The 25,135-nt window shown below is 46.9% G+C and carries 21 protein-coding genes; 14 read left to right on the top strand and 7 right to left on the bottom strand.

The features are described 5' to 3' along the window. Positions 1-13: 13 nt before the first annotated feature. The 7 genes from atpG (at position 14) to MHM95_RS17050 (ending at position 6,770) form a co-directional block, all read left to right on the top strand. Positions 14-874, top strand: a complete 861-nt coding sequence (atpG, locus tag MHM95_RS17080; protein ID WP_022944889.1) for a F0F1 ATP synthase subunit gamma — start codon at positions 14-16, stop codon at positions 872-874. A gap of 32 nt (positions 875-906) precedes the next feature. Next, the gene (gene atpD / locus MHM95_RS17075; RefSeq protein WP_022944890.1) at positions 907-2,292 is read left to right on the top strand and encodes a F0F1 ATP synthase subunit beta; all 1,386 of its coding nucleotides are present in this window, start codon (positions 907-909) and stop codon (positions 2,290-2,292) included. 13 nt (positions 2,293-2,305) lie between these two features. Then, on the top strand, positions 2,306-2,728 hold the full coding sequence (locus MHM95_RS17070; protein WP_022944891.1) for a F0F1 ATP synthase subunit epsilon: 423 nt from the start codon (positions 2,306-2,308) through the stop codon (positions 2,726-2,728). Positions 2,729-2,955: 227 nt separating this feature from the next. Further along, the gene (glmU, locus tag MHM95_RS17065) at positions 2,956-4,317 is read left to right on the top strand and encodes a bifunctional UDP-N-acetylglucosamine diphosphorylase/glucosamine-1-phosphate N-acetyltransferase GlmU (RefSeq protein ID WP_045979459.1); all 1,362 of its coding nucleotides are present in this window, start codon (positions 2,956-2,958) and stop codon (positions 4,315-4,317) included. Positions 4,318-4,834: 517 nt separating this feature from the next. Then, a complete protein-coding gene (locus MHM95_RS17060; protein ID WP_239385873.1) occupies positions 4,835-5,374 on the top strand; it encodes a hypothetical protein in 540 nt (179 codons plus the stop codon). Positions 5,375-5,433: 59 nt separating this feature from the next. After that, the gene (locus MHM95_RS17055; protein ID WP_239385872.1) at positions 5,434-5,970 is read left to right on the top strand and encodes a hypothetical protein; all 537 of its coding nucleotides are present in this window, start codon (positions 5,434-5,436) and stop codon (positions 5,968-5,970) included. 125 nt (positions 5,971-6,095) lie between these two features. Beyond that, complete coding sequence (locus tag MHM95_RS17050; protein WP_239385871.1) at positions 6,096-6,770, top strand: hypothetical protein; 675 nt, start codon at positions 6,096-6,098, stop codon at positions 6,768-6,770. Here MHM95_RS17050 and MHM95_RS17045 read toward each other — a convergent pair. The 3 genes from MHM95_RS17045 to MHM95_RS17035 all read right to left on the bottom strand — a co-directional run bounded on the left by MHM95_RS17045 (position 6,767) and on the right by MHM95_RS17035 (position 10,882). Next, positions 6,767-7,990: a LysM peptidoglycan-binding domain-containing protein gene (locus MHM95_RS17045; RefSeq protein WP_239385870.1), complete on the bottom strand. Its 1,224-nt coding sequence runs from the start codon at positions 7,988-7,990 to the stop codon at positions 6,767-6,769. The genes MHM95_RS17050 and MHM95_RS17045 overlap by 4 nt on opposite strands. Positions 7,991-8,183: 193 nt before the next feature. Continuing rightward, positions 8,184-9,479, bottom strand: coding sequence for an ATP-binding protein (locus MHM95_RS17040; RefSeq protein ID WP_239385869.1), 1,296 nt, complete (start codon positions 9,477-9,479; stop codon positions 8,184-8,186). 5 nt (positions 9,480-9,484) lie between these two features. Further along, entirely contained in the window at positions 9,485-10,882 is a 1,398-nt protein-coding gene (locus MHM95_RS17035; protein WP_239385868.1) for a sigma-54 dependent transcriptional regulator, read from the bottom strand. A 219-nt stretch (positions 10,883-11,101) separates the two neighbouring features. Between MHM95_RS17035 and MHM95_RS17030 the strand changes: the two genes are divergently transcribed. The 5 genes from MHM95_RS17030 to MHM95_RS17010 all read left to right on the top strand — a co-directional run bounded on the left by MHM95_RS17030 (position 11,102) and on the right by MHM95_RS17010 (position 18,463). Beyond that, positions 11,102-12,355: an efflux RND transporter periplasmic adaptor subunit gene (locus MHM95_RS17030; RefSeq protein ID WP_022944900.1), complete on the top strand. Its 1,254-nt coding sequence runs from the start codon at positions 11,102-11,104 to the stop codon at positions 12,353-12,355. Positions 12,356-12,365: 10 nt separating this feature from the next. Continuing rightward, positions 12,366-13,073, top strand: coding sequence for an ABC transporter ATP-binding protein (locus tag MHM95_RS17025; RefSeq protein ID WP_022944901.1), 708 nt, complete (start codon positions 12,366-12,368; stop codon positions 13,071-13,073). 2 nt (positions 13,074-13,075) lie between these two features. Beyond that, positions 13,076-15,469, top strand: a complete 2,394-nt coding sequence (locus MHM95_RS17020) for an FtsX-like permease family protein (RefSeq protein ID WP_239385867.1) — start codon at positions 13,076-13,078, stop codon at positions 15,467-15,469. A 169-nt stretch (positions 15,470-15,638) separates the two neighbouring features. Beyond that, positions 15,639-18,044 (top strand): ABC transporter permease, encoded by a 2,406-nt coding sequence (locus MHM95_RS17015; protein WP_239385866.1) that lies wholly within the window; start codon positions 15,639-15,641, stop codon positions 18,042-18,044. A gap of 98 nt (positions 18,045-18,142) precedes the next feature. Beyond that, on the top strand, positions 18,143-18,463 hold the full coding sequence (locus MHM95_RS17010; protein WP_138507928.1) for a DUF6482 family protein: 321 nt from the start codon (positions 18,143-18,145) through the stop codon (positions 18,461-18,463). A gap of 5 nt (positions 18,464-18,468) precedes the next feature. Here the strand turns inward: MHM95_RS17010 and MHM95_RS17005 are convergent, their stop codons facing one another. Further along, positions 18,469-18,987, bottom strand: coding sequence for a DUF6436 domain-containing protein (locus MHM95_RS17005; RefSeq protein WP_239385865.1), 519 nt, complete (start codon positions 18,985-18,987; stop codon positions 18,469-18,471). After that, entirely contained in the window at positions 18,974-20,446 is a 1,473-nt protein-coding gene (locus MHM95_RS17000) for a methyl-accepting chemotaxis protein (protein WP_235420029.1), read from the bottom strand. Before MHM95_RS17000 ends, MHM95_RS17005 begins: the two co-directional genes overlap by 14 nt. 241 nt (positions 20,447-20,687) lie before the next feature. On the opposite strand from MHM95_RS17000, the gene MHM95_RS16995 reads away from it, so the two are divergent. Next, positions 20,688-21,452, top strand: coding sequence for a DeoR family transcriptional regulator (locus tag MHM95_RS16995; RefSeq protein WP_239385864.1), 765 nt, complete (start codon positions 20,688-20,690; stop codon positions 21,450-21,452). 63 nt (positions 21,453-21,515) lie between these two features. Further along, positions 21,516-23,336 (top strand): glutamine--fructose-6-phosphate transaminase (isomerizing), encoded by a 1,821-nt coding sequence (gene glmS / locus MHM95_RS16990; RefSeq protein ID WP_239385863.1) that lies wholly within the window; start codon positions 21,516-21,518, stop codon positions 23,334-23,336. Positions 23,337-23,536: 200 nt separating this feature from the next. Here the strand turns inward: glmS and MHM95_RS16985 are convergent, their stop codons facing one another. Continuing rightward, positions 23,537-24,229 (bottom strand): hypothetical protein, encoded by a 693-nt coding sequence (locus MHM95_RS16985; RefSeq protein ID WP_239385862.1) that lies wholly within the window; start codon positions 24,227-24,229, stop codon positions 23,537-23,539. Next, complete coding sequence (locus MHM95_RS16980; RefSeq protein ID WP_239385861.1) at positions 24,229-24,861, bottom strand: DarT ssDNA thymidine ADP-ribosyltransferase family protein; 633 nt, start codon at positions 24,859-24,861, stop codon at positions 24,229-24,231. Before MHM95_RS16980 ends, MHM95_RS16985 begins: the two co-directional genes overlap by 1 nt. Between the last annotated feature and the right edge of the window lie 274 nt (positions 24,862-25,135).

Raw genomic sequence — 25,135 nt, 5'->3', positions numbered from 1 at the left:
CGGAGAGAGAGTCATGGCCAGCGGAAAAGAGATTAAAAGCAAGATCGGGAGTATTAAAAATACTCAGAAGATCACCAGCGCAATGGAAATGGTTGCCGCTTCAAAAATGAAGCGTGCACAGGAGCGTGTTGCTTCTAGCCGTCCATACGCTGAGAACTTACGCAAAGTGATCGGTCGTATTGCTCAAGCGAATCTTGACTTTAGTCACGCTTATTTAGAAGAGCGTGATGTAAAGCGAGTTGGTTATATTGTTATCTCTACAGACCGTGGTCTGTGTGGCGGCTTGAACACTAATGAGTTCAAGAAAGTCTCACAAGACGTAAAGGCTTGGAAAGAAAAGGGCGTTGACGCTACTTACGCAACCCTAGGCAGCAAAGCTGCTGGGTTCTTCCAAAGCTTTGGTGGTCAGCTTGCCGCGAAAAAGGCAGGCCTTGGAGATGCCCCTTCAGTTCAGGACGTAATTGGTCCTGTGAAAGTGATGCTCGATGAGTTCGCTGAAGGCAAAATTGACCGTTTGTTCGTGGTATATAACCATTTCGTTAATACCATGAAGCAAGAGCCAGTAATCGATCAGTTATTACCTTTGCCAAAAGCTGAAGAAGAAGTATCAGCCCACGCTTGGGACTACTTGTACGAGCCAACACCAGAGGCCATTTTGGAAACTCTGTTGGTGCGTTTCATTGAGTCACAAGTTTATCAAGGTGTGGTTGAGAATGCTGCCTCTGAGCAGGCCGCCCGTATGGTTGCAATGAAAGCTGCAACTGATAATGCCGGCGACCTGATGGATCAGTTGCAATTGCAGTACAACAAAGCGCGTCAAGCAGCAATCACACAAGAGATCAGTGAGATTGTGAGCGGTTCGGCAGCGGTTTAACGCTTCGGCAAAGTTTAACGAGAGGAATTGACATGAGTTTAGGTAAGGTCGTCCAAATTATCGGCGCCGTTGTGGACATCGAGTTTCCACAAGACAACGTGCCAGCCGTATATGACGCACTAAAAATTACAGAAGGCGACCTAGCAGGTTTGACACTAGAAGTGCAACAGCAGCTAGGTGGCGGTGTGGTACGTGCTATCGCACTAGGTACTACTGACGGTCTACGTCGTAGTACAGCAGTAGAGAATACTGGCGAGCCAATCATGGTTCCAGTTGGTACTAAGACCCTAGGTCGTATCATGGACGTATTGGGTAACCCAATTGATGAAGCTGGCCCAATCGGTGAAGAAGACCGTATGTCCATCCACCGAGCTGCACCTTCATACGAAGAGCAGAGCAACTCAGTTGAACTTTTAGAGACTGGTATCAAGGTAATCGACCTTGTATGTCCATTCGCTAAAGGTGGTAAAGTTGGTCTATTCGGTGGTGCCGGTGTAGGTAAAACCGTAAACATGATGGAGCTTATCCGTAACATCGCAATCGAGCACAGCGGCTTCTCAGTATTCGCTGGTGTTGGTGAGCGTACGCGTGAGGGTAATGACTTCTATCACGAAATGAACGACTCAAACGTACTCGATAAAGTATCGCTAGTATATGGTCAGATGAACGAGCCACCAGGTAACCGTCTACGTGTTGCATTGACTGGTCTAACTATGGCTGAGAAGTTCCGTGACGAAGGTCGTGACGTACTATTCTTCGTAGATAACATCTATCGTTATACCCTAGCCGGTACTGAAGTATCAGCACTACTAGGTCGTATGCCATCAGCGGTAGGTTATCAGCCTACACTTGCTGAAGAGATGGGTGTACTACAGGAGCGTATCGCTTCAACTAAAACCGGTTCAATCACTTCAATCCAAGCGGTATATGTACCAGCGGATGACTTGACTGACCCGTCACCAGCAACGACGTTCGCGCACTTGGATGCAACCGTTGTACTATCTCGTGATATCGCGTCACTAGGTATCTACCCAGCGGTTGACCCACTTGACTCATCTTCACGTCAGCTAGATCCGCTTGTTATCGGTCAAGAGCACTACGACATTGCGCGTGGCGTTCAAACCGTACTACAGCGTTATAAAGAGCTGAAAGACATCATCGCCATCCTAGGTATGGACGAGCTGTCTGATGAAGATAAGCAAGTAGTATCACGTGCACGTAAGATCCAGCGTTTCCTATCTCAGCCGTTCTTCGTTGCTGAGGTATTTACAGGTGCGCCAGGTAAATACGTTTCATTGAAAGACACTATCGCAGGCTTTAAAGGCATTCTTGACGGCGAATACGATGAGCTACCAGAGCAAGCGTTCTACATGGTAGGTTCAATCGAAGAAGCTGTTGAAAAAGCGAAAAGCATGTAACTAGGAGGGGAGTATGGCAGCTATGACCGTACATCTTGATGTTGTAAGCGCTGAAGAGATGATTTTCTCTGGCCGCGTAGAATCACTTCAAGTGACAGGTAGTGAAGGTGAGCTTGGTATTATGCCTGGCCACGCACCGCTACTAACTGCCCTCAAACCTGGAATGGTCCGTTTAGTAAAGCAACTAGGTGGTGAAGAAATCATCTATGTTGCTGGCGGTACATTAGAGGTACAACCTCATAATGTAACTGTCCTTGCAGATACCGCTGTACGAGCTGAAGAGCTTGACGAACAAGCGGCAGAGCAGGCTAAGCGTGAAGCGCAAGAGCAAATGGATAAAGCTGGCAGTGGCGAGCTTGATTACCATAAAGCAGCGATCCAACTCGAAGAGGCGCTTGCGCAGCTTCGTGTTATTCGTCAATTGCGTAACAGCTAAACGCTTCCAACCTCATAGGTTTGCAAAAACCCGCGCTTTAAGCGCGGGTTTTTTTATGTCTGTTCTTTCTATGTTCACACTGTTGCAGATACAATGGTCGGTATTGTCGATAGCCATACCAGAACATCGCTGGCGGCTTTTTAGCCAGCTGTGTTCGGACACAGGATGTGCCAACTTAAAGCGTGAGCTGAGTGTGCGCTGTCACGTCGCGAAAAAAGGATATTAGAATGAATTTAACGACTGTAATTTTAGCTGCGGGTAAAGGTACACGCATGCGTTCTAAGTTGCCTAAGGTGCTGCATCCGGTTGCCGGCAAGCCGATGGTTCAACACGTCATTGATAATGCTAAGGCCTTAGGGGCCACCAGCACCAACCTAGTTTATGGCCATGGTGGCGAGTTGCTTAAACAACAACTCGGTCATAATGAGGTCAATTGGGTGCTACAAGAGCAGCAGCTAGGCACGGGCCATGCTGTTGCTGTAGCCAAAGAACATATTGGCGATGACGATAGAGTACTGATTTTATATGGCGATGTGCCACTGACCAAGCAAGAAACCTTAGAAGGGTTATTAAAAGCCACTCCTGAGCGTGGCCTAGCGGTGCTTACCGTGGATTTGGCCGACCCTAATGGCTATGGGCGTATGCTGCGCGATAATGGCAAACTAGTGGGCATTGTCGAGCAAAAAGATGCCAATGAAGAGCAACTGAAAATTACCGAAATTAATACCGGTATCATGGCCTGTCATGGCGGGTTGTTGAAAAAGTGGTTGGGCAATCTATCGAACAGTAATGCTCAAGGCGAATATTACCTTACCGATATTGTCGCTATGGCCCACTCAGAAGGCGTTGAAATCAGTTCAAGCCAACCATCGCACCCTATGGAAGTAGAAGGCGCTAACAATCGCGTACAGCTCGCTCAGTTAGAGCGTGCCTATCAAGGTTGGCAAGCCGAACAGTTGATGATCAACGGTGCGAGTCTAGCCGACCCGGCCCGCATCGATGTACGTGGCACAGTGACCACAGGTCAGGATGTACACATTGATGTTAATGTCATCTTTGAAGGTCAGGTAGAGCTCGGCGACGATGTTGTTATCGGCCCGAACTGCGTATTAAAAGACTGCAAAATTGGTGATGGTGTGGTGATTAAGGCCAATACCTTGATTGAAGATGCTAGTGTCGCTGCGAAGTGCACCTTAGGCCCGTATGCGCGCCTACGCCCCGGGGCAGTTATGGAAGAAGACTCTCATATCGGCAATTTTGTGGAAATGAAAAAGTCCCGTCTAGGAAAAGGCTCAAAAGCCAATCACCTGACCTACTTGGGCGATGCACAGATAGGCGAAAAGGTGAATATAGGCGCCGGCACAATCACCTGTAATTACGATGGCGTTAATAAGTCGCAAACTATTATCGGCGATCATGCCTTTATTGGCTCTAACTCCTCGCTGGTGGCTCCGGTAGAAATTGGCGCCACTGCCACAGTGGGTGCCGGCTCAGTCGTGACCACCAATGTGGGCGATAAGCAGCTGGCGGTAGCGCGAGGCAAGCAGCGTAATTTAGACGGCTGGCAACGGCCTACAAAAAAGAGCTAAGCTGTTAAGCATTCGCCAAGTGATAATAAAACAAGCCGCGCTATGCGGCTTGTTCTGTGTAAAGCCATCCTTATTAGGTTTGTGTAGCTTGCTATATCTGTAGTACTTCGACATACGTTTTATTTATGCCTCAAAACTGATAACTTACTCAAAGGGATCCTATGATAGAGATCTAAGTATTAATCATTAGCAAGGAGCGCGAAATGTTAGATCCATTCTTACATCAAAAACCTACCAATACTCGAATATCATTCGTTGGCCAATTAAATATTAGTTAACGGCTCATTTAGAGATAAATAGTGCTCAACGTGTAACTCAGTGGGTAATGAAGTAGAGCAAAAGAATAAAACATTCTTGCGTATCATCTGAATTTTTAGCAATGGCGGCGAATTGTCTGGCACTGTGAATGAAATGTCACTCGTTATAAATCGAGCCCCTAATACCCACTGTTACACTAGCTGAGTACCTAGAGCATACTCAATATTTATGGGTTTGGTTGTATTGCAGGAGAGGCAAGATGGGCAAGGAAGTTGATTCTTTTTATTTGTACTGTTTAGCAGGAATGTCACTAGTCGTTGTTGGACTAACGTGGTTTATGTTTGCTGCTGGGTTTGACATAACGGCAACACACTTTACGTACCCAACCAGCGGTCTGGCCCTTATCTTGTTTGAACCCATTGTGTCTTGTTTAGCTTTGGGCTGGGTGATCAGTGTAATAGTTTTTATATTTAGTCTATTGAAGGCCATACGGGAGCTTTGGTTAGACAACAAACATATCAACATAGCTATAAAGTGGCTTGGGAATACACTCCCAGTATTACTAATATTGACTATTTCTGTGCTAGTTATGGATTACTTACTGTGGCCATTATGGGCGTCACACAATGGTTATCAGCCCTGCCCTAGTTTTACCTTATTTTTTACAGATCCTGTTACTACTGCGTGGGTGACAGATATTGAAATCTGTCACAATGACAAGGTTGATGCTGTATTAAAAAACAACTTGCATGAGACCGTCCTGCGCGCCAATAAGTTTATTGAAAATATAAAACAGTAGCGCTGTTTAAGAAGTGTGCTGAGTCACTTTTTTGAATGTGTTTTCGAAGGAAAAGTACAATGAGCAGGGATGTGGATACTTTTTACTTGTACGCTACGGTATTTCTTTTACTTGTCGTTATTTTACTTACATGGTTTATGTTAGCGCTTGGATTTGAGCTATCAGCTATACAATTTAATTACCCAGCAAGTGGTTTGTCACTCGTAGTATTTGAACCTCTATTCCCCCTCATACCTATAAGTTGGGCTATTACCATATTCGCTTTTGTAGTAGGTATTTTTGGCTCTATGAATGAAATATGGCAAGAAAATAAACATATTAAATTAGCATTAAATAGATTAGGAAAGGCCTCAGTGGTTTTCTTTGTTTTAATTGTCGTTGTTGTGAGTGCCAATTATGTGGCCTGGCCTATCAGAGCATCGCATAGTGGTTATCAGTCATGTCCGGATTTCACCTTGTTGCATAATGAATCATTTGCCACCGCTTGGGTGACGGATATTGAAATCTGTCACAACGACAAGGTCGATGCCGTATTGGAAAACAGCTTGCATGAGACCGTTCTGCGTACCAATAAGCTCATTGAAAACCTGAAGTAGTTAGTTTTTAACGCAAGTTAAACAAGTCGCGCTATGCGGCTTGTTCTATTTTTACGCAGCCCCATGAACTAAATCGTCGTATCTGCAGTCCTTATAAGGTGATGTTATTTTTGTAGCATAGGGATATGTTTTTACGCGCCTTACTCATTTCAATTACTTGCCATATGCTAATTCTTGGGTATGTTTTGAGCACCGCCACTCCGGCGATAATGCGAGCACATCAGGGAGAGTCACCGGCAACCATGCAGGTGGCGATGATTAGCTTGCCACCGCCAGAAAATAAGATAGAGCATCCCGTGCATGCGCCAGAGCCGATTAAGCCGCAGCGCTCAGTGAATAATGACTCTCACTCAGCCACGCCCGTTCAAAAAGAGGAAGGTGAAGGAAAAGCTAATCAGCACAGTGAAGCTCTAAAAAGCCGAGCGGCTGCTGCTGAAAAAGCAGACAAAACCCCGGTGAGAATAAACCCTTATGCGCACTTTGAGCAACGCGTCACTCGTGCGTTTGCAAAAACTCAGTCATCAGCTGGGGTGGGCAAGGTACAGCTTGATGAGCTTCCTCGTTACTCCGGTCCAGATATCACATCAGTGCAGCAATCAACGGGCGCGATGCAGGTGCTCGCTGGTGACAAGGTGACGGGTAACTACCTGTTACGCCAAGGTGGCCGCTGCTTCGTCATGGATGCTTCTTCACCGATGGCACAAGCGGATATGCCCGCAGGTGAAGTCATTTGCCCGCATCTCAAACAAAGAAAGCAGGCCGCCTTTGATGCGGCCATGAGTAAATGGTTGCAGGATTAACTGCGTGATAGAAACACGGTGAGGGTGTCGCCAACCTGTAATATATTGCTTGAAAGGTTGTTCCACTGTTTTAATTTGGCAATGCTTACTTGGTAATGGCGGGCAATTTTCCATAAGCTCTCCCCCGAGCTGACCTTGTGTTCGATTTGCTCATCGGCTAATACCGGTAAAATCAGCTTATCACCAATGCGAATACGATCGGAGCTAAGGTTATTGAACGTCTTTAGCTGCTTAACACTAAGAGCATAACGCTCGGCAATAACACTTAAACTATCTCCTTTAGCAATGGTGTAATGCTGCCATTGGCTGTAATCACTACTTTGTTGTTTGGCAATGGCTTGCTGCCAGTGTTGCTGTTTAGCCTTGGGTACGACCAAATGCGGAGCATCGATGATCGCAGGAAAGCGGATTACGCCGTGATTGAGGTCTTGCACATCTTGCCATTGCGACTTATCGGCTAAAATAACTGCGCCTTTGATGGGGAGAGGCGAAATGGCTGGGCTGTTATCAATTGCTGGGAAGTCCATTTTTTCATGTTTTAGCAAATGCACTGCAGCAAGCAGTTTGGGCACATATTTGCGTGTTTGTTTGGGCAGTTTGAGCGCGAAAAAGTCCGTGCTTTTCCCAGCTTTTTTATTGGCTGCAATAGCATTGCGCACTCGACCTTCGCCAACATTGTATGCAGCAATAGTATGATACCAGTTGCCATCAAAACGCTTATACAGGTACTCAATAAAGTCCAGCGCCGCCGCTGTGCTGTCGAATACATCTTGACGGCCGTCGTACCAAGGCGTGATTTTAACGCCAAAGTATTGAGCAAGCGAAGGCGTTAACTGCCATAGGCCGCTAGCATGCTTGTGAGAGTAGGCGCTGGCATCAAAGTCACTCTCAATCAGCGGCATTAGCGCTAATTCTATTGGCAGGTTTCGCGCTTCTACCTCTGTCACTATATGATACAAGTAAGGCTCGGCACGACGGCTTATTTCATCCATATAATTAGGATGTGATAAATACCAGTCAACGCGCTTCATCACATCCGGGTGAGTCGAGTCTGCAAAGCTCAATTGCATACGGATACGCTGCCATACATCGTCCACTTGTTGCGGCGTTTGTTGCGGCTGTTTCGGTTGCACTGACGGCGGTACCGCCTTTTCACTTACACTTGGAGACTGAGCCTCGGTTTTTACGATGTCATTGTTTACAGGGGGCTTCGAGCTCATGCTCTGGCAACCCGCGAGGAACAAAAAAACTAATAGCGCTGAAATTCGATACATAAATGCTACTTAAATTATAAGCTGAATTCGGTCATTTCGGCGAATCAGCTTAGCGTTGACACCTTAACATAAGGTGAGCTAAATCTGAGCGGCCGCTGAAGCGAAGGCTTGCTAACTGCGCCCTCAGAGCCCATTGGCGTTAGCCAAAGACGCAGTGTAAACATGCCCCTTGGGGTTGCTCATGGTAGGTTAGGTCGCCACCATGGCTAACCATAATTTGTTTGCTTAGCGCTAAACCTATCCCTGAACCTTGCTGTTTAGTGGTGAAAAAAGGCACAAACATCATTTCTTGAGCTTGTTTACTGATGCCACCACCGGTATCACACACGGCAATGTATAACTGCCCTTGGCTATTTTTATCAACAACCATAGACAAGGTTTTGTCTGCACAGTTCACACTCATCGCTTCTATAGCATTTTTGATCAGGTTAATTAATACCTGCTCAATTTGCTGGGCATCACACATCACTAAAGTGTCGCTGTGGGTTTGTAGCTTTAGAGCAATATGCTGTTGCTCCAAGTCTGTTTTGAATAGGGCACAACAACGTGTTACCACATCTGCAAGAGATTGCGCCTTGAGATCTGGCTTGGGCAGATTACTGATGGATCGAAAACGTGCGATAAAGGCGCTTAACCCTTCAGTGCGGCTATGCAGGGTTTGTAAGGCGAGTGCTAAGTCTTCTTTATCTTCGCTATCGGTAAAACTCAGTCCTTGTGGCAACAGACCGGTGCAGGTGTGTGCCAATGATGACAGTGGGGTAATCGAGTTGGCAATTTCATGCGTGAGAACGCGCGTTAAGCGCTTATAGGCTTGTTGTTCTTTTAGTAGTAATTGCTCATGAATCGACTGCAAAGTGACAATTTTTAGCTCTTGCCCTTGGATGGTGGCCAAGCTTATTTGTATAGACAAGGTGTCCTGCTGTTCTCCTCGCTGCCATAGAGCGGTTGATTGACACTGACTTTGTGCTTCACTAATAAACTCACCGAGCTGCGCTAACGATTGCAGGTCTTTCACGGGAGCCCCGAGCAGCCTAGCGACAGCCGGGTTTTGCTCAATAATATTGCCCTGCGCATCGAACACTAACACCGCCATATCGATATGGATTAGCAGGGTTTGCATAAACTGGGCTTGTTGCTCCGCAGCCAACCGGGCTTGCAAGATTTGCTCTTTTACTTCGTTATACTGTACCCGCATAGGATGGTTGCGAGGCAACCCTAGGCTACTATCCCCGTTAGCCAGGGCTTTAAGTGCTAATTGCGCTTGGCGGCTTTGGCGTTTAAATAGCACTAAAATACTGCAAATGCAGGCCAGTGCGACCAATACCATGCCTGTGGTTAGCGCCGGTAATTGTAAGCTGTACCAACTATATTGGGCGCCTAATGCCGTGAGTATAACGCCAGCTAACAATAACGACAGTTTTGTATTTGCAGACATCAGTGTTAAAGCCCGTATTTTTCTAAGCGTCGATACATGGCACCACGAGTCAGCCCTAATGCTTTAGCGGCGTGGCTCACATTACCTTGGTAGTGAGTGAGTGCAGCGCGAATTGCGCGATGTTCCAGCTCTTCTAGGTTGAAGGTATCATACTGCTCACCTTGCTGTGGTGCTGCGCTACCGGTGGTCGCCGGTGCGCTAATAACTGAGCCAATATCTAGCTCAGTGCCGGTAGAGAGGATCACCGCTCGTTCTATTGCATGCGCTAATTCGCGTACATTGCCTGGCCATTGATAGCTACTTAACGCCTGCATGCTGGAATTGCTAACGCTAAGTTCGCGTTTGTATTTTTGGCCAAAATGGTTGAGGTAGTAGTCAACCAGTAAAGGAATGTCCTGATGACGCTCGCGCAGCGGCGGCAGGGCGATTTCCACGGTATTGATTCGATACAGTAAATCTTGACGAAAACGGCCTTCGCCGACTGCCTCATGTAAATTATCATTGGTGGCGCTGATTAAACGAATATCGACATCGATGGTTTTGCTGCCACCAATGGGTGTAATTTGTCGATTTTGCAATGCTGCCAACAGCTTCACTTGTTGCTCCAGCGGCAAATTGCCCAGTTCATCCAAGAATAAGCTGCCACCGCCAGCGAGTTCGAAGCGGCCAACGCGGTCTTCTTTGGCATCAGTGAAAGCGCCTTTTTTATGGCCAAATAATTCGCTCTCCATCAGTGATGCGCTCATAGCTCCCATATCAACGCTAATAAAAGGGCCGCTATGACGTAGGCTTTGCTGGTGGATAGCATGGGCAGTGAGCTCTTTACCGGTACCACTTTCACCGGTGATAAGAATATTGGCGTCGGTTTGGGCTGCTCGTTCGATGGTATCGAACACTTTTAACATCGCATCGCTTTGCCCTAAAAAGGCAAACTTATTGCTATTTAATGCATCGTTTAAGCCTTGGGTTTGGCGCTTGAGCTGGCCCACTTGGCGCTTGTCTTTGGCGTGGCTAAAAGCAGCAGCGACACTGGCTAACAGCTGGTCGTTTTGCCATGGCTTGGCGATAAAATCTGCGGCTCCAGCCTTTATTGCATCTACAGCCAGTTGAATATCGCTGTACGCGGTCATAAGCAGCACCACAATCGTGGGGTCTTGCGCGGCGATTTTTTTTAGCCAGTAGAATCCCTCTTGGCCACTGATGGAGTCTTGGGTAAAGTTCATATCCAATAAAATCACATCAATGGGCTGGTCAGCCTGCTGTTGCTCGTTAACAATACCCTCTATATCAAAGGGATTATCTGTGGTTTTAACGCTTTGATAATGCTGTTTAAGTAATAAACGCGCGGCGATAAGAATATCGGGGTTGTCATCAACCACTAATATAGAGCCTGCCTGTTTCATATCCCTGCCTTGGCTTTTTCTTTTTAGCCTACCCCAGTTATTCATTCCCTGTCCACAAATGGGCACTGTAAAGAATTGAGGTGTTCTATAAGCGGACACCGTATTGTTCAGAATAATCTTGTTTTTACACTAAAGTGCTGAAATATATGAAAATTAAATTTTGGCACGGAGCTTGATAGTTACCCCTTATATAGCGAACACATATATTGGGTGACTGAGATGGATAGAAAAATAGAATCATCAGGCTTAAAAAAGCACGCGAAGAAAGTCGCAATGTCGGTTATTGCTCTCAGTGTTGCGGCCGCTGCGTACGGGTTTAGTCAAAGCTCTTCACAAGGTCGTAGCCAAACGGTTAATGCCAGTAATTTAACGGTAAGCACCGTGAACCAAGGCGAATTTGTCGATGCACTAAGTTTACGTGGGCAAGTAGTACCAAAAACCACCATCTATCTCGACACCATTGCCGGTGGGCAGGTGGAAGAGCGTCTTGTAGAGCAGGGTGAGTTTGTCAAAAAAGGTCAGCCTCTGGTGCGTTTAAGTAACACCAATTTGCAACTTGATGTAATGAGCCGGGAAGCACAAGTTACTGAGCAACTTAACTTTCTGCGTAACACCCAGATGAATATGGAGACCAGCCGCTTAAACTTACGTCGAGATTTATTAGAAATTGAACTGAAAATCACTCATCTAACTCGCCGCCTTAAGCAAACTGCGCCCTTGGTAGAAAAAGGCATGCTTTCGCAAGAGCAGCTCTCTGAGCTAAAAGAAGACTTAGCTTATTATCAAGCGCGTAAAGAGCTCACCATTGAGCGTCAACAGCAAGAGAAAAGCATTCGCGAAGTGCAGTTGGCACAGCTACAAGATAGTGCTGAAATGCTCGAGAAAAACCTTCAGTTTGCGCGCCGCAACCTCGATAACTTGCTGATCACTGCCCCTGTGGACGGGTATTTGAGTGAGTTGGATGTCGAAATTGGCGCATCAAAGAGCCGTGGCGCGCGTTTAGGTCAGATTGATATACCCAACGAGTACAAGCTAGTGATCCGCTTAGACGAGTTTTATCTCAGCCAAGTACGCTCTGGTATGGAGGTCATTATTGAACTTGAACAAGGGGATGTCAGCGCCACAGTCACCAAAATAGACAGTCGCGTGCAGCAATCACAATTTCAAATTGAAGTCGAACTGCCAGAGCAAGCGAGCAACATCAAGCGGGGACAGAGCTTGGATGTCGAGCTCATGCTTGGCGGTAGTCAAGATAATGCGCTGTTGTTGTCGCGAGGCGCATTCTTTAGCAGCTCAGGCGGTAACTGGGTGTATGTAATGAATGATGATAACAGTGGCGCCGTTCGCCGCGACATCCGCCTAGGTCGAAAAAACCAAGATTATTACGAAGTGCTCAGCGGTCTTGAGCCCGGTGACAAAGTGATCACCTCAAGCTACGCCAACTTCGATAAAGCACAACAATTACAATTTTAAAGGAACAATGATGATCAAGCTAACTAACTTATCGCGCGTATTTCGTACTCAAGACGTTGAAACAACTGCACTTAACGATATTAACCTCAGTGTTAAAGAGGGTGATTTCTTGGCCATTATGGGCCCTTCAGGGTGTGGTAAATCTACCTTGTTATCTATCCTTGGCATGCTTGACTCGCCAACTAGCGGACAGTTTGAGTTTCTGGGTGAGGACATTGCTGGCTACAACGAAAAGCAATTAGCGCAGCTGAGAAAAGCAAGCATTGGCTTTGTGTTCCAAAGCTTTAACCTGATCGATGAGCTCACCGTGTATGAAAACGTTGAGCTGCCGCTGCAATATCAAAAAATAGATAAAGCTGAGCGCAAGCAACGTGTTGAAGCTATTTTAAAGCGCGTAGGCATAGATCACCGTGGCGATCACTTACCGCAACAGCTTTCCGGTGGTCAGCAGCAGCGCGTCGCCGTCGCGCGAGCACTGGTAATTAATCCTAAGCTGATCCTCGCCGATGAGCCCACCGGTAATTTGGACTCTAAAAACGGGGATGAAGTCATGACCATGCTGCGTGAACTTAATCGCGAGGGCACCACAGTGATCATGGTGACGCACTCAGAGAAAGAAGGGAACTATGCCGACCGCCTAGTTCGCCTGCTTGATGGCCAAATCATGGTGGATAAAGCCAATGCCGCTAACCCTGCGGTTAATACAGAGGTGGCATAGCCATGATCTTAAGTTACATAATTACAGCGCTGCGTGCTTTTAAGCTACAAAAGCAGCACTTCGCGCTCAACGTGTTTGGTTTGAGCGTGGGCTTAGCCGCAGCTATTTTGGTGGCGCTTTTTGCCGTCAATGAGCTTTCCTATGACGCGCAGCAGCCTGACGCTGAGCGGGTTTATCGCGTGGGCCAAGACTTTAGCAAACTTGGCTTGGCGGTGATCCCTATCTCTAACTACACGCAGGCAAAAAATGCGCAAAGTTACAGTCAAATCGAGGATGTGTTTGCCCTAACTTTGTCAGAACAAACTCAGGCTACCCCTGCCAATGTGACCTATCGCTCTCAAGGTTATAAGTTGGATGGCTTGTTTGGCGCCACCGCTAATATTGAGCGTTTTATTGCCTTGCGCACCTTGGATGGTTCATTAAGTCAGGCGTTGAGTACGCCAAATGGCTTGGCATTGAGCGAATCTGAGGCACTGCGTATCTTCGGGAAGGTGAATGCAGTGGGTGAAACCTTGGTACACGAGCATGGCCAGTACACCGTGCGAGCCGTGTTCGCCGATTTGGCCGACAACACCCATTTTGCCTTCAAGTCCCTGGCCTATTTTGAACATAACCCGGAAAACCTGCGTGCCAACCACAGCTATGTGTATTTAAAGCTGGCTCCTAACACCGACACCCAGGCTCTGGCGAAAACGCTCACAGAGCAGTACTTCGCTAACGATGAAAGCTATCAGGTGAGCATTGAGTTACACCCACTGCGTGATCTGCATTTAACTGCCAAATCACCGTTTGAAATGAAAACGGGGGGTGCTAAGCAGGTGGTGGTGATTTGTGCAGGGCTGAGTGTATTGCTGATACTTATCGCTGGCTTTAACTTTATTAACATGACCGTGGCGCAATCGGCTAAACGCGCCAAAGAAGTGGGTGTGCGCAAGGCCCTAGGTGCAAGTAAAGCTCAGCTTGTGACGCAGTTCTTATCAGAGTCGGTGTTGGTATCTTTGCTGTCTATGGTGCTCGCGTGCATTGCCGTTGAGCTTATTCTCCCTAGTTTTAATACCTTGGTAGATAGAGAACTGGTGGTTAACTACGCCTCCATGTTTAGCGTTGTGGTGCTTGCGGTGGCCGTTGCGGTGGGCTTACTTGCAGGGCTGTATCCTGCCTTCTTTATTTCGTCATTTAGCGCGAAACGGGTGTTAAGTGGCGATTTACAGCGAGGTAATACAGCAATATTTGTTCGTAAGAGCTTACTTACCTTGCAGGCCTCGTTATCTATAGCTTTAATTATCGCTACTGTGACTTTGCAGCAGCAATTAGCCTACTTACAAAGCTTACCTTTGGGGTATGAAACGCAACAGCGCTTAGTTATCTCTGAGTTGCCGCGCAAAATGGTGCTGACCAAAGAGCCCAGTGCCTTAGTTAAAAATCTCGCTGCAATTGAAGGCGTAAACAATGTCAGTGTGGTGGATACTCAGCTCACTGTCTCAATCAACAATACCGTGGCACCGGTGTGGCCTAATGGTGAGAGCACCGAAGGCTTAACGCCAATTATAGGTACCGATTTTAATGTTGTGGAAACCTTAGGTCTTAAGCTCGTTGCCGGTCGTGGCTTTAGCGCCGAGTATGCTGGTGATTGGGCGCAGCGAATTAACGGTACCACTCAGGTTGGCACCTTGGTAACCGAATCTATTGCTAAGCAAGCGGGGTATTCACAGCCGAGTGAGATGGTGGGTAAAACCATCACCACTCAAGGGCAAGGGATGGCAATGCGAGTGGTCGGCGTGGTAGCCGATGTAAAAGTGGGCAATGCCCAAGATGCAAACTCGAACATCATGTTCCTATGTGGGCTGAGTTATGGCCCTGTGGCTGAGGTGATAATGAATATCGATCAGCAAAACTTGCCATACATTCAGCAGCAAGTAACAACGGTATTAGCCAATCATGCCAAGATTTATGAGCCTAAAATCAGTTTACTCTCAGAGGACTATAAAAACTTACTGCGTGGCGATGAGCGCGTGTCGCAAGTGGTGTTTATATTCACTGCGTTGGCCGTGTTCTTAACCTGCTTAGGCACCTTTGGTTTAGCGTCATTCGCGACTATTCGCCGACAAAAGGAAATTGCTGTACGCAAAGTTCTTGGCGCTTCCCGAACCAGTATTATCAACATTTTAGCTAAAGAATTCTTACTGCTAGTGGCGCTGAGCATTGCCATAGCCTATCCAGTGACCTACTGGCTGGTGGGTGACTGGTTAGCAAACTTCAACGACCGTATTGAGCAGGCTATCTGGGTGTATGGCATCGCCGCTCTCGCTGTTGCCGGTATTACCTGGCTGACGGTTGCGGGGCTAGCCTTTAAAGCGGCCAGTACGCGCCCTTCGTTAACACTGAGATACGAATAAGGTGTAGGCGGCGCCATTAGGGCGTCGCCGCAAAAAATCACAATGATAAAAAACATATGCAATATGCCGGCGAACAACAATAACGACTTCGAAGTGGCGAACAATAGCGCGCGAAGCAGACAGATATTGGCATTACTCAGCTTGTATATACATCAGCAGGAGTGCACCTATGCTCACTAGTTACTTATCGGCTGCGCTACGCGCATTCGTAACCCATAAACAACATTTTCTATTAAACGTATTTGGCTTGGCGGTGGGCTTGGCTGCGGCTATTTTAATGGCACTGTTTGCCCGTTTTGAGGCCAGTGTCGACGCGCATCAGCCCCACTTTGAGCACACTTATCGGTTATCGCAACACTTTCGTGAAATGGGAGTGAATGCGCCGATTACTAATTACTACGCAGCGCAAGAGGTGGCAAAAAATGGTGCGGTAGAGGATATCTTTGCCTTGAAAATGCACCCTCGGCTATCTGGAGATTTTAGTGCCCATGGCAACTATTACAAAATGAAAGATTTATTTGCTACGGGCACCAATATCACCGACTTTGTTGCGCTCGATGTGCTGTTTGGTGATTTGCAGCGCACGCTGAGCGCACCGAACAGAATCGCGTTGAGCGAACATGAAGCCATACGTATTTTTGGCCAGGCTAATGCCATTGGTGAGACCTTAAGCAAAGGGCAAACGACCTACACAGTTACCGCCGTATTCGCCGATTTGCAAGATAATACCCACTTTGCTTTTTCCGGGTTAGTGGCAATGCAGGACGAAAACCCCAATTACCAGCTCAATAACTTTTATGTGTATGTACGCTTTGCTGCCGACGCTGACATCAAAGCCGAGCAAGCACGTTTTGCCGAGGCTTACCCTGAACTTGTTTACCCAGATCAACCGCTCGGTTTCGTGACCTTATCCTTTGAGCACCTACCTGGCATTCATCTGCATTCCGATAGCCGTTATGAGCTTAAAGAAAATGGCTCGTACACCGTGGTGTTGATCAGCTTTTCGCTGAGTATTCTATTAATCGTGTTGGCGGCTTTTAATTTCATTAATATGAGCATCGCGCAGTCGGCTAAACGAGCCAAAGAGGTGGGTGTACGTAAGGCGCTGGGGGCGAGCAAGGCGCAAATTATTAATCAATTCCTAGTGGAATCCTTATTGGTAACTAGTGTGGCAGCGGTGCTTGCGTGCGCGCTACTGGAATTAGCATTACCAGCGTTTAACCAATTGGTAGGACGCACTTTGGTGATCAACTATTTTTCAGAGTTTGGCATTATTTTAGTCGCGGTCGTGGTATCGGTGGGCGTGTTAGCTGGCGCGTACCCCGCATTTTTTATGTCAGCGTTTAGTGCGAAACGCGTGCTCAGCGGTGATATTCAGCGCGGTCGTACTGCTATTTTGGTGCGCAAGCTGTTGCTGACTTTGCAAGCCTCTTTATCTATTGCCCTGATCATCGGCGCATTTTCCTTGCATCAGCAACTCAGTCACTTGCAATCGCTGGCGGTTGGCTATGAAAAACAATACCGTTTAGAGGTGGATGATATCCCGGCTAGACAATTGTACTTCAAGCACAACAATGTCTTGAGTCAGCGCATCAATGCTGTACCAGGGGTGATCTCTAGCAGCATTACCGATGCCTCTTTTACCTCGTCATTCAACACTAGCTTTACTGTGACTTCGGATAACGGTGAGTTAAATGATGCTGTGATCCCTTTTATTGGCGTGGGCTTTAATATTGCTGAAACCGCTGGGCTAGAGGTTATCGCTGGGCGCGACCTGAGCGCCGATTATGGCAGTGATTGGCATAGCTTAGGCGACGATGGCAACGGCCGGGCTGGGGTGCTGGTATCGCAATCATTCGTTAAAGTGGCCGGTTATGACAGTGCTGAGCAAGCCATTGGCAAAGAGCTTTACAGCAGCTCCGGAGACAACCAGGAAGTGCTCAAAATTGTGGGCGTGATCAATGATGTCACCATTGGTTCAGCGCGTGAGGCTTCGGCATCGCCATTAATCTTGGTGTGCGGCTTTAGCTGGGCCAACGAGGGCAAGTTGATTATTAACTTTGAGCCGAGCCAGCTTAACGCAGTAAAAACGCAGGTGCAGCAGATCGTCAGTGACCAGTTAAATGTGCACAATGCTGATATTGAGCTGGTAGCAGATAACTACCGCGCGTTATATAAAAACGATGAACGTGTTTCTACCTTAGTTGCCATCTTCTGTATTTTGGCAATCTTATTAACCTGCCTAGGTACCTTTGGATTAGCTGCATTCTCTACCTTACGCCGTCAAAAAGAAGTGGCTGTGCGCAAAGTGCTCGGTGCATCTAGGTTAAGTATCGTTAACTTGCTCGCCAAAGAGTTCCTACTGCTGGTGGCCATAAGTACTGCCATTGCCTTTCCGTTAACCTACTGGCTAGTGGGTGACTGGCTGGCCAACTTTAACGAGCGTATTGATCAGGCTATATGGTTTTACGTTGTCGCCGCCGCTTTGGTAGCTATGATCACCTGGTTAACTGTGGCTAGCCTCGCCTTTAGAGCGGCTAGCACCCGGCCTTCGCTAACGCTGCGCTATGAATAATTAACCCAACCCTACTCAAAGCGCACGAAAGTGCGCTTTTTTTAATCCATTCCCGTTGTTGCTGCGTTTAACAGTTAATAGAGTGAGGAGTGCAACCTATGCAAGCAAATCAACTTAAAGCCGCGTTAGCCGATAGCCAATATCGCGCCATTATCCTTAGTTACGCCGATGCTAATCATTATTTAGCCGGAGCCCTTGATACCGACGGTAATTATCATATTCTGAGTGATAACAACGACGCATTGAAACCCTTTAATTCTTTGCGTGAAGCCGAGTGTGCGCTGGTTGAACTCGGCGCGACTCAAGCATTATTGAAAATGCAGTCTGCGTATGAAGAAATAGGACCCAGTGATTTTTGTGGTGATGGCATCAGCAATATGGAAATTCGTCAGCTCAAGCGAGCCGGCTCAACGGTGTAGCGCTGCTACACACGGCAGTAGCAGCCAGAGACCTTGCTTACTAGCATCGAGCTGTGAAAGCCATTTTCGTAGTTGTTTATAACAGTATCAATAATGCCATCTTCGATGGCACACCCGAGCCCCACAGAGAGGGGGCCAGCGTAAAGCACGCTGCCCTGCGCTAACATAATGGCTGCGGGCACAGCAGGTAGCAGGCCTGTGGGCAGTGACGATGCATCGACCTGGCGAACCTTTATTCCGGCTCGGCGAGCATCAGCTATGACCTTACTTTGGTGAGGCGCAGCGACCCGTTGGCAACGACATTGCTCATTGCCCACCAACAGCAAGGTGGTGCCGTGCTTTTCACTATCAATATCCGCTAATACCGGCATTAACGAGCGTTGCCACTGTGGCTGCTGCAACATGTTGTTTGGATCAAATACAGTGGCCCGTTTGTCGGCCACAAACCACAAAGCCACTGCACTGCACAGCAGCCATAGGCCGCTGATAACCAACTTCAATATTTGTTTGTTAGCGCTGGACAAAACGAGATACCTGAGCCTTCAAACCATCTAAAGCATTGAGCATATTGGCCACCTGCTCATCAAGCTGATGGATGTTGATGCTGTCTTTTTCTGATAGTTCGCGAACATGAACGCTTTGCTGGGCTATTTGCTGAGTATTGCTGGCTTGCTGCAAAACAATTTCTTTAACATTATCAGAATCATCCTTAATCACTATCATGGTTTGTTCCACCGCTGAGATAGCCTCCAGGACCGAGGAACTCAGTTGCTCGACAATATTCACTTTATCAATGCAGTGCCCCATGGAGGTGGTCGACTTATCGCTGTTAGCGACCAGCTCTTTAAGCGTATGCGCTATTTTGTCGGTGGCTTGCTTTGAGGTATTGGCAAGCGATCTTACTTCATCGGCGACTACCGCGAAGCCTCGGCCTTGTTCGCCCGCCCGGGCTGCCTCTATAGCGGCATTCAATGCTAATAGATTGGTTTGCTCGGCAATGGCATTAATGTCATTGAGCAGGTTAGAGATAAGCGCACAGCTAGACTCCAAATCCTTTAACTGCTGCTGCGTGGTGTCGAGCATTTGCGCTAAAGCATGGCTTTGTGCATCGGTCTCATGGACTTCTTTCATGGCACCTTGCAGTTGCGTTGAGATCATCGCGTATTGGTCGGCCACGTGCTCGCTTTGGCTTTGAACTTGGCTAAAGCCATCACTCACTTGCTCTCCTGCTTGAGAAATCAGGTTATTTTGCGTTTGCTTATGTTCGGCGTTTTGGGTGAGTAATTGTTGTAGCTCAGCCACCTTGGTGGCGCCTTGAATAAGCGCTTGCTGCTCTTTATGGACCGAATCAACAACGCTACTGAGTTGATCGAGTAGAGTATTGAATTGTGCCAGTGCATTGCTACCTTTCGCATCAACACGCACAGAAAGGTCTAGCTTCATTGGGTCGCGGGCTATCTTCTCTATGGCAGACTCCAGCGCTTTTCCACCTTGATATTCCTGATACAACATGTGTGCGATATAAGCAGCAATGAGTGCTTCTGCTGTGGCGTATACAGCGTGGATAAGCACGGTACTAAAGGCGAGTCTTTGTGGATCGAATACGTAAACGCCCACATCGCCCGTTTGCATAAAGTAAAAACTGATGTGATGCGCAGCGACTAGTAAAAGTGCGGTGATAAAAATGCGCCAGTTTTTAAAAATGACCAAAATCGCCATAAAGATAAAAATCTCAAAATGCACTTCAATGAGGCCGTAGGCTTGATGAATATGCAAAAATGAGAACATCATCAATGCGGCAGCACTCACATGATGTGTCAGCCGACTTTGCGGGGCGCTTTTAAGCAGGTATATGGGTAAAGAAGCGATAATAAAGCTGATGACTAAGCCTTGGCCGATGTTGTCGTAATACAAACCCAGTGCCAGCGACTCAACGGTGAGAATAATAAACAGCGATATGAACAATGATGAGGATTTAACCAAGTTGAACTTCCTTTATTAAACACTCCGTTGTTTTAGGCTAGGCGCTGGCGAGAGCAAGCGCAAATTAAGTATTGAAATTATTACGTTGCTCGTATCAGTGTTGATCACTAACTGATTGTGCTTAAGCCGTAATTAAGCGTTTTGCGACTATTTTTGTGCGCATACCATTTGTGCATTGAGCTTGACATAAAGTTTCGACTATAATGGTTTATCTTTCGAATCGAAACTTAAGTGTAACTGAATGACTAAGCGCAATACCCAGCAACGCCGCCACACTATTCTTAGCCAAGTTAATGAAGTGGGTGAAGTCTCAGTAGAGGCGTTAGCGGAGCAGCTGCAAACATCAGAAGTTACGATTCGAAAGGATTTAGCAACACTTGAAAAAAACGGCCTCTTGCTACGCCGATACGGTGGCGCGATTGCCTTACCCAATGAAATCGTTGCCAGTGAAGAGCCGCAAGACTCAGCCCGTAAACGCGCCATTGCCAAGGCAGCCGCTCAGCTTATTAAAGATCATCATCGCATTATCATCGATAGCGGGCGCACCACCGCCGCCTTGATCCCTGAACTGGCGAGCAAACGAGGCCTAGTGGTGATGACCAATGCCATTAATGTTGCAAATCGCTTACTGGCGTTAGAGAACGAGCCGACCTTATTGATGACCGGTGGCACCTGGGATCCACATTCAGAGTCTTTTCAAGGGCAAGTAGCAGAGCAGGTATTGCGCTCATATGATTTCGATACTTTATTTATCGGTGCTGATGGTATCGATGTTTCCCGTGGAACCACTACTTTCAACGAACTTATCGGCCTAAGCCAAGTGATGGCTGAAGCGGCCCGTGAAGTGGTGGTGATGGTGGAGTCTGACAAGATAGGCCGCCGTATCCCGAATTTAGAACTGCCTTGGCACAAGGTCAGCACTCTGATCACCGACAACACCTTGGTTGCAGACTTGCGCCAAGAGATCAGCGCGCATGGCGTACATTTAATTTGCGCCAAGGTATAAACACATAACCCGACCGACAACATCGGGCTTTTTAACAACACATACTGTGCAAATGGAGAATCTATGTGTGGAATAGTAGGGGCTGTTGCCGAACGCCCTGTGAACCGAATTTTAATTGAGGGCCTTAAGCGCCTTGAATACCGTGGCTACGACTCAGCAGGCGTAGCGCTATCGCAACAAAGCACCTTAAATTGCGTTAAAGCTGTAGGTAAGGTGGCGGCGTTGGAAAGTGCGCTCAATGAAGCCAATGTTTCTGGCACAACGGGCATTGCCCACACTCGCTGGGCGACCCATGGTGGCGTTACCGAAGCCAATGCCCACCCGCATGTCTCTAATAGTGAATTAGCACTGGTTCATAACGGCATTATCGAAAACCATGCTAGTTTGCGCGAAGCGCTACAAGGCGATGGCTACGAGTTTGTATCGCAAACAGATACCGAAGTTATGGTGCACCTTATCCATCAATTGCGCCAACAGCACAACTCCTTGCTCAGTGCCGTACAAGCGGCGGTGAAACAACTAGAGGGTGCCTATGGCACGGTGGTATTTGATAAAGCCAACGATAATGAAGTGATTGTTGCGCGCTCAGGAAGCCCGCTAGTTATTGGCTTAGGGCTCGGCGAGAACTTTATTGCCTCTGATCAGCTTGCACTATTACCTGTAACTCGCAGCTTTATCTTCCTAGAAGAGGGCGATGTGGCTCGTATTACCCGCGATAGCGTGGAAATATTCGATAGCAACGGTTACAGTGTTGAGCGTGAAGTGGTGGAGTCTAACATTACTCAAGACGCCTCTGGCAAGGGCGACTACCGCCATTATATGCTGAAGGAAATTTACGAGCAGCCATTGGCAGTGCGTAATACCTTGGATGGTCGTTTGCACGATGAGCGCGTCAGTGTCGATGCCTTTGGTGAGGGCGCAACGCAAATCTTTAAAGACGTAAAACACGTGCAAATTATCGCCTGTGGTACCTCGTATCACTCGGGAATGGTCGCGCGTTACTGGCTAGAGCAGTTTGCCGGCGTCAGCTGTAATGTCGAAATTGCCTCAGAATTCCGCTATCGCGAGTCATTCGTGCACGAAAATAGCCTATTAGTAACGATTTCTCAATCGGGTGAAACGGCTGATACTTTGGCTGCCTTGCGTTTGGCTAAAGAGCAAGGGTACATGGCGTCAATGACCATTTGTAACGTGCCGGGCTCATCGCTGGTACGCGAGTCTGATTTAGCCTTTATGACCAAAGCTGGGGCTGAAATTGGCGTCGCTTCAACAAAAGCCTTTACCACACAATTGGTTGGCTTATTGATGCTAACGGCGTCTATCGCCCAAGAAAAAGGCCTTAATCAACGTGCTATTGTAAGTGCGATTAAGACCCTGCCTAACAAGCTTGAAGAAGCGTTGACCCTAGCCGAAGGCATTGAGGAGTTAGCGGAAGAATTCGCCGACAAACACCACTCGTTATTCCTAGGCCGTGGCTCGCAGTACCCTATTGCTATGGAAGGGGCGTTGAAACTCAAAGAAATATCCTACATTCACGCCGAAGCCTATGCTGCGGGTGAGCTCAAACATGGCCCATTAGCCTTGATTGACGCCGATATGCCGATCATCGTCGTGGCACCAAATAACGAGTTGCTCGAAAAGCTGAAATCGAATGTAGAGGAAGTGCGTGCCCGTGGTGGTATCATTTACGTGTTTGCTGATAAAGATTCCCACTTTGCATCGGACGAGACCATGCGCGTAATCAATGTAAACCATGTGGAAAACATCATTGCCCCAGTGGTTTATACCATTCCACTGCAATTGCTTTCGTACTACGTTGCGGTTATCAAAGGCACCGACGTTGACCAGCCCCGAAACCTAGCCAAATCGGTAACGGTGGAATAAGAAGAAATTGAAAAAGGCGCGAAAGCGCCTTTTTTGTTGCAATGGCATAAAGTGTTAGACCGAACGGTTATTAGTAGCTGGCCCGACGGTCAGCGCAGTGCCATTAACCGCCATTCAACCATTAGTCACCCATGCTTTATGTTATGAGAAAGCAGATGCTGGTCTAACGCCGCGGAAAATTTGTCCGTAGCAGCGCTTTGTTAGATGATTGAACCCTGCACGCCAATATTTCTTGACTGAATATCATAATGTGATTGACAAATACTGAGAAAAGAATCTGGACTATCTAGTGCATCAACCAAAAGGTTATTGTTAACCAAGCTTCTGTAGAGCGCGACAGCGTGAGCTTGGCAATTTATAGATTTTTTCGGATTAAATTCAATATCACTAAAAGCATCAAAGCCTTTAACTTCTTCAGCTAAAGATTCATTTTGAACCAAGGCATTGATATATATCCAATCGTAAAAATATGTTCTTGGAATCAAAGGAAAGTCCACACCGAAAAAGCAGAAATTAATCAAATTACCAGACTCTTTTAGTCTTATATCTTTTTTGGCTGCTCTAGAGTCGAGACCGTATAAATCACTATAAGGGCCACCTCTTTCAAAAACCTTACTTCCCTGAAAGGCAGTTTCTACAGTAAGTTTTTTCCCATGTTTTTTTGTAGTTATTACTAAATTAAAAGCGCTTAACTGTATGCCCAGTTCAACTTCAGATTTACTAGAAATTTCTAAAACTGAATTTGCTCCAGATTTTTTTGCCTGTTCATGTAATTCGAATATAGATTTTTTCTTTTGAGATGCAGCCATTCCTGCGTGCCACTTAAAATCAATAGGCTTCTCAAAAACCCCTACCGACTTTTCTTTTGGGATAAAAATTGGGCGAACAGCCATTACTGCCACTTCCTCCGATATAACCTGCTTGCGTAGACGCCTTTTCTAGGTGAATTAATTGCAACCTTAAAATTTTCCAAAATGTCTTTATAATTCTTTTTAACCTGCCTATTGGAAACAACTACACCAAATATATAATCGACTGGTATGTGGTCAAAAACGAGCACTTCGGCCTGCTTATCAGTCGGGTCGTAAGCTTCCAGACACTGACCCTCTCTGCTGTCTAGCTCATCCAGCTCTTCGTACATTGATCTAAAGGCATTTATACCGGATAGTTCGTTATTGTCCTTTCCACTTATTCTGCCATCTGCGGCATTATGTTTGAAAAATAAACAATCAAGCTTCCAAAGAACTCTGCGCCTAAGCGCTAAAACACACCAATCTTCATCCACCTCGCGGTATTTTGTAAACATTCTATCGTTTGGGTGAGCGATAGATAGCGAAATAGTATTTATCCTTCCATCATACCTACCTTCATCATTAGTAATGATCTCTTGGTCCATAGCATCAACCGCTTCACGAGAGTAAAGCCCATTTTCCAGGATGCTTTCTAAATTACTAATATGTGTAAAGTGGAGCAGGTAAGGTATATCCAGTTCCACTGCTAAATTCTTGATTTCTTGCTTACTCATACTTCCTTTTATCTCTCGTGGCAGATGATCTTATTCATCTAACAATTTAATATCGAGCGATTGGGTCGTTTTTCTGCCGCAACCTGTCTCGTTTTAGTCTTTAGACCATTGATAGCAAATTTAGGAAATACTTACCAGCGCTGAAGTTACGCGACATTGCTCTAAGCGTGGGCACGACAAAAACGACCCTCTGGGTCGTTTACCTGACTGTATGAGAAACTCAACGATTATGGGTGTATCACTGTGGTTTTGGTGGGAGTGGCCGTCTGACGCT

The sequence above is a fragment of the Pseudoalteromonas sp. CnMc7-15 genome (genome assembly GCF_022347925.1).
Classification (GTDB): Bacteria; Pseudomonadota; Gammaproteobacteria; order Enterobacterales; family Alteromonadaceae; genus Pseudoalteromonas; species Pseudoalteromonas ruthenica.
This window is presented reverse-complemented; position numbering and strand designations above follow the sequence as displayed.

Bases quoted from the DNA above. Each gene is read 5' to 3' on its own strand.
- MHM95_RS16980 (WP_239385861.1), bottom strand. From the start codon at position 24,861: ATGAGTAAGCAAGAAATCAAGAATTTAGCAGTGGAACTGGATATACCT.
- MHM95_RS16985 (WP_239385862.1), bottom strand. From the start codon at position 24,229: ATGGCTGTTCGCCCAATTTTTATCCCAAAAGAAAAGTCGGTAGGGGTT.
- MHM95_RS17010 (WP_138507928.1), top strand. From the start codon at position 18,143: ATGCAAGCAAATCAACTTAAAGCCGCGTTAGCCGATAGCCAATATCGC.
- MHM95_RS17035 (WP_239385868.1), bottom strand. From the start codon at position 10,882: ATGAAACAGGCAGGCTCTATATTAGTGGTTGATGACAACCCCGATATT.
- glmS (WP_239385863.1), top strand. From the start codon at position 21,516: ATGTGTGGAATAGTAGGGGCTGTTGCCGAACGCCCTGTGAACCGAATT.
- MHM95_RS17020 (WP_239385867.1), top strand. From the start codon at position 13,076: ATGATCTTAAGTTACATAATTACAGCGCTGCGTGCTTTTAAGCTACAA.
- MHM95_RS17030 (WP_022944900.1), top strand. From the start codon at position 11,102: ATGGATAGAAAAATAGAATCATCAGGCTTAAAAAAGCACGCGAAGAAA.
- glmU (WP_045979459.1), top strand. From the start codon at position 2,956: ATGAATTTAACGACTGTAATTTTAGCTGCGGGTAAAGGTACACGCATG.
- MHM95_RS17025 (WP_022944901.1), top strand. From the start codon at position 12,366: ATGATCAAGCTAACTAACTTATCGCGCGTATTTCGTACTCAAGACGTT.
- atpD (WP_022944890.1), top strand. From the start codon at position 907: ATGAGTTTAGGTAAGGTCGTCCAAATTATCGGCGCCGTTGTGGACATC.
- MHM95_RS17015 (WP_239385866.1), top strand. From the start codon at position 15,639: ATGCTCACTAGTTACTTATCGGCTGCGCTACGCGCATTCGTAACCCAT.
- MHM95_RS17055 (WP_239385872.1), top strand. From the start codon at position 5,434: ATGAGCAGGGATGTGGATACTTTTTACTTGTACGCTACGGTATTTCTT.
- atpG (WP_022944889.1), top strand. From the start codon at position 14: ATGGCCAGCGGAAAAGAGATTAAAAGCAAGATCGGGAGTATTAAAAAT.
- MHM95_RS17050 (WP_239385871.1), top strand. From the start codon at position 6,096: ATGTTTTTACGCGCCTTACTCATTTCAATTACTTGCCATATGCTAATT.
- MHM95_RS17045 (WP_239385870.1), bottom strand. From the start codon at position 7,990: ATGAGCTCGAAGCCCCCTGTAAACAATGACATCGTAAAAACCGAGGCT.
- MHM95_RS16995 (WP_239385864.1), top strand. From the start codon at position 20,688: ATGACTAAGCGCAATACCCAGCAACGCCGCCACACTATTCTTAGCCAA.
- MHM95_RS17060 (WP_239385873.1), top strand. From the start codon at position 4,835: ATGGGCAAGGAAGTTGATTCTTTTTATTTGTACTGTTTAGCAGGAATG.
- MHM95_RS17040 (WP_239385869.1), bottom strand. From the start codon at position 9,479: ATGTCTGCAAATACAAAACTGTCGTTATTGTTAGCTGGCGTTATACTC.
- MHM95_RS17070 (WP_022944891.1), top strand. From the start codon at position 2,306: ATGGCAGCTATGACCGTACATCTTGATGTTGTAAGCGCTGAAGAGATG.